General features: G+C 71.1%; 13 protein-coding genes. 12 read left to right on the top strand and 1 reads right to left on the bottom strand.

All coding sequences use genetic code 11. The annotated features are described in order from the left end of the window. The first annotated feature begins 128 nt into the window (after nucleotides 1–128). A complete protein-coding gene (locus ACZ5PO_RS35425) occupies nucleotides 129–680 on the top strand; it encodes a L,D-transpeptidase (protein ID WP_464187423.1) in 552 nt (183 codons plus the stop codon). A gap of 13 nt (nucleotides 681–693) precedes the next feature. On the opposite strand, the gene ACZ5PO_RS35430 is transcribed toward ACZ5PO_RS35425, so the two are convergent. Further along, nucleotides 694–2022, bottom strand: a complete 1329-nt coding sequence (locus ACZ5PO_RS35430; RefSeq protein WP_464187424.1) for a dihydroorotase — start codon at nucleotides 2020–2022, stop codon at nucleotides 694–696. Nucleotides 2023–2263: 241 nt separating this feature from the next. On the opposite strand from ACZ5PO_RS35430, the gene ACZ5PO_RS35435 reads away from it, so the two are divergent. The 11 genes from ACZ5PO_RS35435 to ACZ5PO_RS35485 all read left to right on the top strand — a co-directional run bounded on the left by ACZ5PO_RS35435 (nucleotide 2264) and on the right by ACZ5PO_RS35485 (nucleotide 12741). Continuing rightward, nucleotides 2264–3388: a hypothetical protein gene (locus ACZ5PO_RS35435; protein ID WP_464187425.1), complete on the top strand. Its 1125-nt coding sequence runs from the start codon at nucleotides 2264–2266 to the stop codon at nucleotides 3386–3388. A gap of 64 nt (nucleotides 3389–3452) precedes the next feature. Further along, a complete protein-coding gene (ygfZ, locus tag ACZ5PO_RS35440) occupies nucleotides 3453–4349 on the top strand; it encodes a CAF17-like 4Fe-4S cluster assembly/insertion protein YgfZ (protein ID WP_464187426.1) in 897 nt (298 codons plus the stop codon). A 127-nt stretch (nucleotides 4350–4476) separates the two neighbouring features. After that, nucleotides 4477–5085 (top strand): DNA-3-methyladenine glycosylase I, encoded by a 609-nt coding sequence (locus ACZ5PO_RS35445; protein ID WP_464187427.1) that lies wholly within the window; start codon nucleotides 4477–4479, stop codon nucleotides 5083–5085. A 9-nt stretch (nucleotides 5086–5094) separates the two neighbouring features. After that, nucleotides 5095–5700 (top strand): YfbR-like 5'-deoxynucleotidase, encoded by a 606-nt coding sequence (locus ACZ5PO_RS35450; RefSeq protein ID WP_464187428.1) that lies wholly within the window; start codon nucleotides 5095–5097, stop codon nucleotides 5698–5700. A gap of 5 nt (nucleotides 5701–5705) precedes the next feature. After that, complete coding sequence (locus ACZ5PO_RS35455; protein ID WP_464187429.1) at nucleotides 5706–6221, top strand: tyrosine phosphatase family protein; 516 nt, start codon at nucleotides 5706–5708, stop codon at nucleotides 6219–6221. Nucleotides 6222–6416: 195 nt separating this feature from the next. Further along, a complete protein-coding gene (locus tag ACZ5PO_RS35460) occupies nucleotides 6417–9194 on the top strand; it encodes a DUF2339 domain-containing protein (protein ID WP_464187430.1) in 2778 nt (925 codons plus the stop codon). A gap of 53 nt (nucleotides 9195–9247) precedes the next feature. Next, nucleotides 9248–9502 (top strand): exodeoxyribonuclease VII small subunit, encoded by a 255-nt coding sequence (locus ACZ5PO_RS35465; protein ID WP_464187431.1) that lies wholly within the window; start codon nucleotides 9248–9250, stop codon nucleotides 9500–9502. 170 nt (nucleotides 9503–9672) lie between these two features. After that, the gene (gene dxs / locus ACZ5PO_RS35470) at nucleotides 9673–11580 is read left to right on the top strand and encodes a 1-deoxy-D-xylulose-5-phosphate synthase (protein ID WP_464187432.1); all 1908 of its coding nucleotides are present in this window, start codon (nucleotides 9673–9675) and stop codon (nucleotides 11578–11580) included. A gap of 76 nt (nucleotides 11581–11656) precedes the next feature. Then, nucleotides 11657–11896, top strand: a complete 240-nt coding sequence (locus tag ACZ5PO_RS35475) for a type II toxin-antitoxin system VapB family antitoxin (RefSeq protein ID WP_464187433.1) — start codon at nucleotides 11657–11659, stop codon at nucleotides 11894–11896. Nucleotides 11897–12070: 174 nt separating this feature from the next. After that, nucleotides 12071–12340, top strand: coding sequence for a type II toxin-antitoxin system VapB family antitoxin (locus ACZ5PO_RS35480; protein WP_464187434.1), 270 nt, complete (start codon nucleotides 12071–12073; stop codon nucleotides 12338–12340). Beyond that, nucleotides 12337–12741, top strand: coding sequence for a type II toxin-antitoxin system VapC family toxin (locus ACZ5PO_RS35485; protein ID WP_464187435.1), 405 nt, complete (start codon nucleotides 12337–12339; stop codon nucleotides 12739–12741). Before ACZ5PO_RS35480 ends, ACZ5PO_RS35485 begins: the two co-directional genes overlap by 4 nt. The last annotated feature ends 13 nt before the right edge of the window (nucleotides 12742–12754 follow it).

Here is a 12754-nt window from a genome sequence, read left to right on the forward strand (position 1 = left end):
GGCCTCGCGCCGCCGATGTTGTTCCCCCTTGGCCAGCGCGCTATGCCTCATGGGGATTCCGCGGTCTAAGCGGGCGGGGGCAAAGGGATTCCGTGATACGCGCAGCTCGACAGCTGGCCGTTCTTGCCATGGCATTGGCCCTGGGCGGCTGTTTCGCGTCCGTCCCCGATCCGGCGGTCGGCGAACGTGACGTCCAGTGGATGTCGATGGTCCCCAAGGCGGAGCTGGACCCCCAGTTCGCCCGCTACCTGACCGACGACGAGACCGGCGAGGCCCCCGGCACCATCGTGGTCGACACCAAGCGGCGATTGCTGTTCTACGTCCTGCCAAACCGCAAGATGATCCGCTACGGCGTGGCCGTCGGCGACGAGGCCTATGGCTGGACGGGCACCGCCACGATGCAGCGCAAGGCCGAGTGGCCCGACTGGAACCCGCCGGCCGAGATGATCGCCCGCTGGCCGCACGTGCGGAAGACCGCAGGCGGCCCCGGCAACCCGCTCGGTGCCCGGGCGCTGTATCTGTTCCAGGGCAACAAGGACACGCTCTACCGCATCCACGGCACCAACGAGCCGGAGAAGATCGGCCGGGCGGTTTCGTCGGGCTGCATCCGCATGAGCAACATCGACGTCATCGACCTCTACAACCGCGTCTCGGTCGGCGCCAAGGTCATCGTCAAGTAGCCGGCGGCGCTCCTCACAGCGCCTGCAGGAACCGCACCGGCTCACCCTGCGCGGGCGTCACCAGCTCGCCGTCCCACACCACGAGCTGGCCACGCACCAGGGTGCCGACCGGCCAGCCCGTCACCGCCTTCTCGTGGTACGGCGTCCAGCCGGCGCGCGAGGCGATCCAGTCGTTGGTGATGACGCTGCGGCGCTTCATGTCGACGATGGTGAGGTCGGCGTCGTAGCCGACCGCGATCCGCCCCTTGCCGGCAATGCCGAACAGGCGCGCGGGCCCAGCGCTGGTCATGTCGACGAAGCGTTGCAGGGTCAGCCGGCCGGCGTTCACGTGATCCAGCATGATCGGCACCAGGGTCTGCACCCCGGTCATGCCCGAGGGCGAGGCCGGATACGGCTTGTCCTTTTCCGCGCGGGTATGCGGGGCATGGTCGGAGCCCAGGATGTCGGCGACGCCCTGCGCCACGCCCTCCCAGATGCCGTCGCGATGGTGCACGTCGCGCACGGGCGGGTTCATCTGCGCATAGGTGCCGAGCCGCTGGTAGGCCTCGGGTCCGGCCAGCGTCAGGTGGTGCGGCGTGACCTCGACCGAGGCGATGTCCTTGTGGGCAGCCAGAAAGCGCATCTCGTCGGCGGTGGAGATGTGCAGCACGTGGATCGCCGCCCCTGCCTCCCGCGCGATGCGCACCAGCCGCTCGGTGCAGCGCAGCGCGACCTCGGCCGAGCGCCAGACCGGATGGCTCGACGGATCGCCCGCGACGCGCAGGTCTTTGCGCTGGCGTAGCAATTCCTCGTCCTCGGAGTGGAAGGCGGCGCGCCGGCGCGTCCGGTTGAGCACCGCGGCGACGCCCTCGTCGTCCTCCAGCAGCAGCGAGCCGGTGGAGGAGCCCATGAACACCTTGATGCCGGCCGAGCCGGGGAGCCGCTCCAGCTCCGGAATGGCATCGATGTTGTCGCGGGTGCCGCCGACCCAGAAGGCGAAGTCACAATGCATGCGATGGCGGCCGCGCGCCACCTTGTCGGCCAGGGCCTCGGCGCTCGTGGTCTGCGGCTCGGTGTTGGGCATCTCGAACACCGCGGTGACACCGCCGAGCACGGCGCCGCGCGAGCCCGTCTCCAGGTCTTCCTTGTGGTCGAGCCCCGGCTCGCGGAAATGCACCTGGGTGTCGATGACGCCGGGCAGGATGGTGAGGCCGGTGCAGTCGATGATGCGGGCGGCGCGCGTGGCGTCGACCGGCCCGATATGGGCGATGGCGCCGCCCCTGATGGCCAAGTCGCGCGTGCCCTCGCCGTCGTGGTTGACCACCGTGCCGCCGCTCAGAACCAGATCGTAGGCCTCGGCCATCGGAGACGCCCTTCGTTGTCGCGGCGGAGGAAGCAGTTGCCGCGGCGGTTTAAACACAGTTAGCGCGGGATTATGTCAGGTATAGCGGCCACGCAACCGGCCGCAGAGCGGAGAGCGCGATGCCCACGACCCCAGCTGGTCGCTCGCAGCGTCATCGAGATCGGCGCGCCGTGCGTATCGCCGGCGCGCGCAGACGACCGGCCGCCGGCTCCGCTGTCGTCTGATGCGGCCTGATCGTCCCATGGCACGCTATGGACGGCTGGCGATCCTGCCGCTCGTTGCCGCGTTCATCGCGGCCGGCTGGCTGCTGCTGCCACGCGCGCTCGACGCGTGGGGCTGGCTCGCGGCGCAGGACGACCCCGCCGCCCTGGCCGGGCGCGGGCTTTCGGCGGCGCTGACCGCCGATCGGCTGCAAGCCGAGCTGCAAGGCGCCCTCGACGCCGACGACGTCGATCTCGCCGGTAGCTTCATGGCCCTGGCCGAGGCGCAAGGCCTGGCCGTGCCCGCCGCGCTCCAGGAACGCTATCTCGCCGCGATCAGCACCGCGGCAGCCGCCAAGCGCATGGCGGTGGACTTCTACGAGGGGGCCATCCTAGGCCAGAGCACCTCCGGCGCCGGCCTGGCCGGCACCGTCGCCGCCGATCTCTCGGGCGTCGGCGATGTGCGCGACCTCATTCACGAGGGGCGGAAGGTCGCCAACGGCGAGGAGCCGGACCGTCTCGTGGTGGGCCTTGCCGCCGTCGGCCTTGCCATTTCCGGGGCGACCGTCGCGTCGATCGGGGCGGCCCTGCCGGCCCGCAGCGGGGTCTCGACCCTCAAGGCGGCGGCGAAAGGCGGCCGGCTGGCCAAGCCGCTGGCCGCCGATCTCGGACGCATCGTCCACGCGGCCGTCGATTCGCAGGCCGCCAAGGCGGCGGTCAGATCGGTTGCGAGCCTGGATCTGGCGGCGGCGCGAACGGCGGCGCGCGCCGTGGTCCGGCCGGCGTCGCTCGGCGCCCTGCGCGGCGTCGCCACCGACGTGACGCTGATCGGCCGCCGCGCCGGCCTGCGGGCCACCTCGGAGGCGCTCGGGGTCGCACGCAATGCGACCGAGCTGCGGCGGGTCGCCCGCCTGGCCGAGCGCCATGGAACAGGCACCAGGGCCGTGCTCAAGGTCCTCGGCCGGGGGGCCATCGTCCTGACGTCCGGCGTGCTGGCGCTCGCCGGCTGGGTGGCCGGGGCGTTGGCTTACGCATGGCTCGCCGTGCTGCTGCTCCTGGCGCTGACCCGGCGCGTCGCGCGGCTGGCGCTGTGGGGCGCGCGGACCGGCGGGCGCACTGCCGTGCGCATCGGCGCCCGCTCGCGGGCGTCGCCCCACGCAGTTTAAAGATGCCGCGCCTGGGCTTATGTCACATGCGCCGGGCGCTCATGCCGACGGGGAGCCGCAGCCGATGCCCATCACCCACCTTGCCGACCGCGGCGTCATCGAGGTCGCCGGCGCCGATGCCACCACCTTCCTGCAGGGCCTGCTGACCTGCAACATCGACGCGCTGGCGCCGGGCCAGGCGAGCCTCGGCGCGCTGCTGGCGCCGCAAGGCAAGATACTCTTCGATTTCCTGGTCGCCGCTGCTCCCTCGCACGACGGGCCCCGCTACCTCTTCGACGTCGCCGCCGACAAGACGGCTGAGCTCGCCAAGCGGCTGGGTTTCTACAAGCTGCGCGCCAAGGTGACGGTGGCCGACCGCTCGCCCGCGCTCGCCGTGGCAGCCGCCTGGGGCGACGAGGCGTCGGCCCAAGGGGCGCAATCGGTGGCGGAATTGGTCTTTCAGGATCCGCGACTGGCGGCGCTGGGCTGGCGCGCCATCGGCGAGCGCCAGGCCATCGCCGCCCTCGGCACGGCCGAGGCCGACACCTACCACGCCCACCGGATCGCCCTCGGCATACCGGAAGGCGGCAGGGACTACGCCTTTGCCGACGCGTTCCCGCACGAGGCCGACATGGACCAGCTCGGCGGCGTCGACTTCACCAAGGGCTGCTACGTCGGCCAGGAGGTGGTGTCGCGCATGCAGCACCGGGGCACGGCGCGCACCCGCATCGTCGCCGTGCGCTTCGACGCCGAGCCCGTCACGGCAGGCGGCGACATCGTTGCCGGCGACACGCGCCTGGGAACGCTCGTCTCGGCCGCCGGCCCGCATGGGCTCGCCCTCGTCCGGCTGGACCGGCTGGGAGACGCATTGGCCGACGGGCGGCCGATCACGGTGGCGGGCGTGCCGGTCGAGATCGAGAAGCCGGCATGGGCGACGTTCCCGTTCCCGCAGCGGCGGCAGGCGGAGGCTCAACCCTCCTGATGTGTCCGGGCCGGACCCGTTCGAGCTCTGGTCATGGCGACGCCCGACCGGCATGACGCTACCCTCGGCGCGGCGGCGGGACTTGCCCCCCTGCCGATTCGCGACGCAAACCCCGAGAGACCGCCCGGTGCCCGACGACCTGATTCTCCATGAGGATGGCCAGCAACGCTGCTTCTGGCCCGGCAGCGATCCGCTCTATGTCACCTATCACGACACCGAATGGGGCGTGCCGGAGTACGACGACCGGGCGCTGTTCGAGAAGCTCATCCTCGACGGCTTCCAAGCCGGTCTGTCGTGGATCACCATCCTGCGCAAGCGCGACAACTTCCGCCACGCCTTCGCCGGCTTCGAGCCGGAGGCGATCGCCCGCTTCGGCAACGACGACGTGGCGCGGCTGATGGGCGACGCCGGCATCGTGCGCAACCGCGCCAAGATCGAGGGCACGATCAAGAGCGCCAAATCCTATCTCGCCATCCAGGAGACGGACAGCTTCTCGCGCTTCCTGTGGGACTTCCTCGACGGGGCACCGCAGCAGAACGCCTTCACGGCCCGCAGCCAGATCCCGGTGGACAGCCCGGCGTCGAAGGCCATGTCCAAGGAGCTGAAGGCCCGCGGCTTCACCTTCTGCGGCCCCACGATCACCTACGCCTTCATGCAGGCTGTGGGCATGGTCAACGACCATCTCGTCGGCTGCTGCCGCCACGCGGACTGTGCGGCGCTGGCGAAGAAGCGGTAGCGTCGGCTGATGGCTGCCCGCTCGGCACCGCCGCGGGCCTGGCAGCGCATGCTGTCCGGTCGCCGGCTTGACCTGATCGATCCCTCGCCGCTCGACATCGAGATCGAGGACATCGCCCACGGCCTCGCCCGGGTCGCCCGCTGGAACGGCCAGACCGTGGGCGCCGCGATCTTTTCGGTCGCCCAGCATTCGCTGCTCGTCGACGCCATTGCCTGCGCGCTGGAGCCGGAGCTGCCGGCGCGCGCCAAGCTCATGGTGCTGTTGCACGATGCCCCGGAGTACGTCATCGGTGACATGATCTCGCCGTTCAAGGCCGTGCTGGGCGACGACTACAAGACGATCGAGGCCCGGCTGCTGACGGCCGTTCATCTGCGCTTCGGGCTGCCGCCCGAGACGCCCGAGCCGATCCGCCGCGTGCTGAAGCGCGCCGACCGGGTGTCGGCCTATCTGGAAGCCACGCGTCTCGCCGGCTTCACCCGCGACGAGGCGCTCAAGGTCTTCGGCCGGCCGGACCCACTGCCGCGCAGGCTCGATTCCATGCTCGTGCCCTGGGAGGCCGATACCGCCAAAGCGGCGTTCCTCGCCCGCTTCGAGGCGGTTGTCACGGAGGTGTAGAGATCATGCCGACCCTGCACGTCTGCCCTCTCTCGCGCGTCCCCGAGACGGCGGCGCTGCTCGGCGCCAGCCACCTGGTGACGCTGCTCAGCGCCGGCGGCGTCGCGGTGGCGCGGCCGGCGGCGATCGCGGCGGACTGCCATCTGAACCTGGCGGTCAGCGACATCGTCTCGGCGCAGCCGGGCCACGTGCTGCCCGGTGCCGCGCACGTCGAGGCGCTGCTCGGCTTCGTACGCCGCTGGGACCGCGCCCGACCACTGCTGATCCACTGCTATGCCGGGGTGAGCCGCTCGACCGCAGCCGCCTACATCACCGCCTGCGCACTTGCGCCCGCCATCGACGAGACCGAGCTGGCCCAGCGGCTGCGCGAGGCATCGCCGACCGCGACGCCCAACGCAGCCCTGATCGCAGCCGCCGACATCCTGCTCGAGCGCCGCGGCCGCATGGTCGACGCCGTCGCTGCCATCGGCCGCGGCTCCTACGCCTTCGAAGGCGAGCCGTTCGAGCTGCCGTTCGCCTGAGCAGCCGCCCGGATCAGGTGCGGCGCGACACGTCCCCCCGTCCGCTTTGCCCGCAACATCGATGCGTGTGACGTTCACATGACGGAGTAGGCTGACCCGTGGCGCCGGCGGCTTGCCGAATCAGCCGGGGCAATCGCAGGGAGGTTGGAGCGGCGGCTCGCACGACATGGACCGCGACGCTCCAGTGAGTTGACGATGGAGTACATTCTTCTCGGCCTGCTGGTGCTGGCCCTGCCCTTCCTGGGGCTCGCGGCGATCATCATGGTCATCAACCTGCGCCGGCAGGTGCGCCATCTCGAGGAGCGCCTGGCACTCATCGAGCGGCGGGCGCCGAGCCCCGTGCCGCCCGCGGCCGCACCTGCGCCAAGCCCCGCTGCCGTCGAAATTCGGCCGGCCGAAACTCCGCCTCCGGAACCGCCCGCTGCAACCGACGTGCCGGAGCACGCGCGTCCTGCTGCTGCGGCAGACGGGCCCGAGCAGCGCGCGGCCCGGCCTTCCCCTCACCTGCCGCGGCCGCCGGCTGCCGACCTACCAGCCCAGCCACCGCGCGCCGGTGCGGCCGAGCCGAGGAGCGGCGCGTTCGAGGACCGCCTCGGCAGCCGCTGGGCGGTGTGGGTGGGCGGCGTGGCGTTGGCGCTGGGCGCTGTGCTCATGGTCCGCTACTCGATCGAGCAGGGCTATTTCGGGCCCGCAGCGCGCATCGTCTGCGCCTCCCTGTTCGCTGCCGCGCTGCTCGCCGCCGGCGAGTGGTTCCGCCGGCGCGAGCCCGGTCTGGCCCTGCCCGGCCTGGCGAGCGCCTATGTGCCGGGCGTGCTGACCGCGGCCGGCACCATCGCCGCCTTCGCCAGCGCCTACGGTGCCTACGCGCTCTACGGCTTCATCGGCCCCGCCGCTGCCTTCATCCTGCTCGGTGCCATCGCCGTCGCCACCATGTTCGCCTCGGCCCTGCACGGACCGGCGCTGGCGGCCCTCGGCCTCGTCGGCGCCCTGGCCACGCCCCTCCTGGTCGCCTCCGACGATCCTCGGCCGTGGCCGTTGGTGCTCTACCTCGCCTTCCTGGTGGGCGCCGCCTACGCTCTCGCCCGCGTGCGCCTCTGGCGCTGGCTGGCCCTGGCGGCCGCGGTCGGGGCGTCGCTCTGGGGCCTCTTGCTGATCCTCATCTCCAGTTCCTCCGGCCTTGGCGCGGTGGTCGCCTTCATGGTGTCGCAGACGGCCCTGGCCGGGCTGTTCCTGGTGGCCGATCCGCACCGCGGCGATGCCGACGCCGACGCCCGGCTCGACCGCTTCGCGCTGCCGATCCTGGCGGCGCTGGCGATCCTCGGCGTGCTCGCCGCCGAGCTGAGCGCCGGGGGCGGCGCCCGCGCCGCCGTGGTGGGCCTGCTGGCGCTCATGCAACTGGCGCTCGCCCTGCGGTTCGCCGCCGTCTCGCCCGCCGCCCTGCTCGCGGCCGGCATGGGCGCCGCCACCCTGGCGCTGTGGCCGGTGACGGAGCTGGCGAAGCGCGATCCGTCGGCCGTGCTGCCGAGCGCCGCGGCGCCGGCGCAACTGCCCGCTGCCATCGGTCTCTACCTGGCCTTCGCCGCCGGCCTCGGCCTGGCGCTGCTGGCCGGCCCGTTCTGGCGGTTGCGCCTGGGCCGCGCGCTCACCCTGCGGACCGCCGCCCCCTACGTCGCCGCCATGACGAGCGGACCCATGCTGCTGCTCGTCATCAGCTATTGGCGGGTCGCGGCGTTCGACACCAGCGTCCCGTTTGCCGCCGTGGCCGGCATTCTGGCGCTGCTGCTGGCGCTCGCGGCCGGCGTTCTCAAGCGGGAGGCGGAGGGGGCGCCGACGCTGGCATTCGCCCTCGGCGCCAGCGCCGCCGGCGCCGTCGGCGCGCTGTCGCTCGGCCTCACCTTCATGTTCGCCCAGGGCACGCTCACCGTGTCGTTCGCGGTGACCGCGCTCGCCGCCGCCTGGATCGCGCGGCGGGCGGAGATCCCGGCGCTGCGCTACGCCGTCGGCGCGCTGGGCTGCCTGGTGCTCGCCCGGCTGATCTGGGACCCGGTGCTGGTCGGCGGCCGGCTCGGCACCACCCCGATCGTCAACTGGCTGCTGTGGGGCTACGGCGTGCCGGCGCTGGCCTTCGGTCTCTCGGCGCGGCTGCTCGCCGAGCGCGGCCGCGACCTCGTCGTCTCGCTGTGCGAGGGCCTGGCCATCCTGTTCAGCTTCGGGCTGGTGTTCTTCGAGCTGCGCCATGCGTTCAACGGCGGCAATCCCCTGGCCCGCACCTGGGGCCTGGCCGAGGCCGGCACGGTGGTGGCCGCGGCCCTCGCCTTCGCCGCGACGCTTCTGCGCGTCGACCGCACAGGCAGCGAGCCTGTCCGCCGCTACGGCGCGCTCGCGGCCGGGATCGTGGCCCTGACGATCGCCGTCGAGCAGCTGCTCGCGACGGTCAATCCCCTGACCGGCGGCGGCCCCGTGGCGGGTGGCGCCATTCTCAACACGCTGCTGCCGGGCTATCTGCTGCCGGCGCTGGCGGCCGCCGCGCTCGCCGTGGTGCTTCGCACCGTCCGGCCGGCGGGGTGGGCGCGGGCGGCGCTCTGCGCGGCCCTCGTCCTGCAGTTCATCTATATGATCGCCGAAGTGCGCCGGCTGTTCCAGGGCCCGGACATCGACCTGGCGCGTCCGACCGGCTCCGCCGAGTTGTGGGCCTATTCGCTGGTGCTGCTGGCCATCGGGGTGCTGGCACTCGCCGTCGGCCTGGCGCGCGACATCCGCTTCGCCCGCCTGCTTTCGGCCATCTACGTCACCGCCGCCGTGCTGAAGGTGTTCCTGATCGATCTCGCCAACCTCGAGGGCATGCTGCGGGCGCTGTCGTTCATCGGCCTCGGCATCGTGCTCGTCGGCATCGGGCTCGCCTATCAGAAGCTGCTGCTCCGCCGCCCGCCGCCCCGCTCGGACCCGCCCAGCGACACGCCCGAGCTTGCATGAGGCGGAGCAGGGCGCCATAAGCCTCGCCTCGCGGCGCACGAGAGGACACGACGATGACGGGCACCCCGCCCCCCGCAATCGCCACGCTCAGCTTCGAGGCGGCGATGGCCGAGCTCGAAGCCATCGTGAAGCGCCTCGAGGAGGGCCGGGTCGACCTCGAGGAATCCATTGCCATCTACGAGCGTGGCGAGGCCCTGAAGAGCCATTGCGAGACCTTGCTTCGCAACGCCGAGGCGCGCATCGAGAAGATCTCGCTGGGCAACGACGGCAAACCCAAGGGGGTCGAGCCGCTCGACTCGCCGGACTGACCGGGTGCGACCATCGATATGGACATGTTTTTTGACGCTCGCCGCCGGAAGGCCTATGTCCTTAGGCCGCGCTGCCCCAAAGCGGACGCGTTGTTGAGGTCTGCCGAACAGGTCTTTGCCGCCAGGTCGCCCGACCTAGTCCAGTGCGGCGCGTGCGTAAGGGTTTGAACTTGCCGGTCGAGACCCCCCTCCTCGATACCATCCACGTCCCCGCCGATCTGCGCCGCCTGCCGGAAGCGGATCTCGGCCGCTTGGCCGCCGAGCTCAGGGCCGAGACCATCGATGCCGTTTCGGTCACCGGCGGCCACCTCGGCGCCGGGCTCGGCGTCGTCGAGCTCACCGTCGCGCTCCACTATGTCTTCGACACGCCGCACGACCGGCTGGTCTGGGACGTCGGCCATCAGGCCTATCCGCACAAGATCCTCACCGGGCGGCGCGACCGGATCCGCACCCTGCGCCAGGGCGGTGGCCTGTCGGGCTTTACCCGGCGGTCGGAAAGCGTCTACGACCCGTTCGGCGCGGCCCACTCGTCCACGTCGATCTCCGCCGGCCTCGGCATGGCGGTGGCGCGGGACCTCAAGGGCGAGAAGCGCAACGTCGTCTGCGTCATCGGCGACGGCGCCATGTCCGCCGGCATGGCCTACGAGGCCATGAACAACGCCGGCGCCCGGGGCGAACGGCTGGTCGTCGTGCTCAACGACAACGACATGTCGATCGCGCCGCCGGTCGGCGCCATGTCGGCCTATCTGGCCCGCCTCGTCTCCGGCGGCACCTACCGCTCGATCCGCGAGATCGGCAAACAGCTCGCGCGGCGCATGCCGTCGTTCCTCTACGAGAAGGCGCAGCGGGCCGAGGAGTTCGCGCGCGGGATGCTCACCGGCGGCACGCTGTTCGAGGAACTCGGCTTCTTTTACGTCGGGCCGATCGACGGCCACAATCTCGATCACCTGCTGCCCGTGCTGAAGAACGTGCGCGACTCGGAAGCCGGGCCCGTCCTGATCCACGTCGTCACCCAGAAGGGCAAGGGCTATGGGCCGGCGGAGCAATCCGCCGACAAGTACCATGGCGTCGTCAGCTTCGACGTGGTCACCGGGGCGCAGGCCAAGCCCAAGGCCAATGCGCCGAGCTATACGCGCGTCTTCGCCGACGGCCTGATCGCCGAGGCTCGCCGCGACGATCGCATCGTTGCCGTCACCGCCGCCATGCCCTCGGGGACCGGGCTCGATCTGTTCGGGGCGGAGTTCCCGACGCGCACCTTCGACGTCGGCATCGCCGAACAGCACGCCGTGACCTTCGCTGCCGGCCTCGCGGCAGAAGGGTACAAGCCGTTCTGCGCCATCTACTCCACGTTCCTGCAGCGCGCTTACGACCAGGTGGTGCACGACGTTTCCATCCAGAAGCTGCCGGTGCGCTTCGCCCTCGACCGAGCGGGACTGGTCGGCGCCGACGGGGCGACGCACGCGGGCGCCTTCGACGTCGCCTATCTCGGCTGCCTGCCCAACATGGTGGTGATGGCGGCGAGCGACGAAGCCGAGCTCGTCCACATGATCGCCACCGCCGCGGCCCATGACGATGGTCCCATCGCCTTCCGCTATCCACGCGGCGAAGGCGTCGGCGTCGAGATGCCGGCACAAGGCGTGCCGCTCGCCATTGGCAAGGGCCGGGTCGTCCGTGAAGGCACCCGCATCGCGCTGCTGTCGCTCGGCACCCGGCTCGCCGAATGCATCGCGGCGGCCGAGGACCTGGAAGCGCGTGGACTGTCGACCACGGTCGCCGACGCGCGCTTCGCCAAGCCCCTCGACGCCGATCTGGTGCTGCGCCTCGCCGCCGAGCACGAGGTGCTGGTCACCATCGAGGAGGGCTCGGTCGGCGGCTTCGGCTCCTACGTGCTTCAGCTCCTGGCCGAACGCGGCGCCCTCGACCGCGGCCTCAAGATCCGCCCCATGGTGCTGCCCGACATCTACCAGGAGCACGACAAGCCCGAGCGCATGTACGCGGCCGCCGGCCTGGACGCGGCCGGCATCGTCACGACGGTGTTCGCGGCCCTTGGCCAGGAAGTCGCTGCCCGCCGCGCCTGACTAGAATTTGACCATAGCAGAGGTTGCGACTTCTTCCCGATCGCTCTATCTCCCTGTGCTGAGGGAGGAAGACAAGATGGCTCTCCACATCAACTCGGTAACGACCGAGCGCCTTGCGTTGGAAGTCGCCGAGCTCACCGGCGAGACGGTCTCCGAAGCGGTCCGCAAATCGCTCGAGACCCGCCTGGAGCAGGCACGCGCCGCCCACAACGCCCGGGTGGCTGCCAAGATGGCGCAGCTGCGTCACATGCAGGAAAACGATCGCCGCCCTGGCCCTCTGGGCATTTTCACCGAGCGCGACTTCGACGCCATGTGAGGCGAGTCCCACAGAAGCGGCTATATTTGATGTGTATCTATCCCTGAGGCCCGCGCCGAGCCCGACCGCGGGCCGATTCGGAGGGGTCCCGGGAGACGGCTGTGTCAGCGGGCAGGTTGGTTCGTCTTCCTCGGATAACTATCTTCCTACGCAGGAAGAGGAAGACAAAGACGAATGGCGCTTAACATCAAGTCGGCCGAGACCGAGCGGCTCGCTCGCGAGGTCGCGGAGCTGACCGGCGACACCATCACCGAGGCCGTGCGCAAGGCGCTGGAGCTGCGGCTTGCCCAGGCCCGGGCCGAGCGGGCGCTCGAGGTCGCGCGCAAGCGGCAGCTGCTCGGCCGCGTGCAGGACAACGTGGCGCGCAAGCTTGCCGGCAGGCCTGTCGCGATCGGCAAGAAGGACTTCGACGACCTGTGGGAGCCGCGCGAGGACGAGCCGTGACGGTTGTCGTCGCCTCCTCCGCGCTGGTGGCCATTCTGCTGAAGGAGGACGAGGCGGCGCGGCTGCAGGATGTGCTGCTCTCGGCCTCGCGTTTGACGATCTCCGCCTTCAATCTGTTCGAGGCCCGAACGGTCTTGTGGCGCTCGGCGGAGCCGACGCTGACGGACGACCTGGCCGAGCTCATCGATGGCCTGGCGATCGCCGCCGCCGATTTCGATGCACGGCAAAGCGAGCTCGCGTTTTCCGCCTACCGGCGCTTCGGCCGCGGCTCCGGCCACCCTGCCCGGCTCAACCTCGGCGATTGCGCGGCCTATGCGCTGGCCATGGCGCTCGAGGCGCCTCTGTTGTTCAAGGGGCGCGATCTATCTCGAACGGACGTAGAGCCGGCCCTGCCTGCCTAACCTTTCCATGTCG

The sequence above is a fragment of the Chelatococcus sp. KU-N122 genome, from assembly GCF_055391085.1.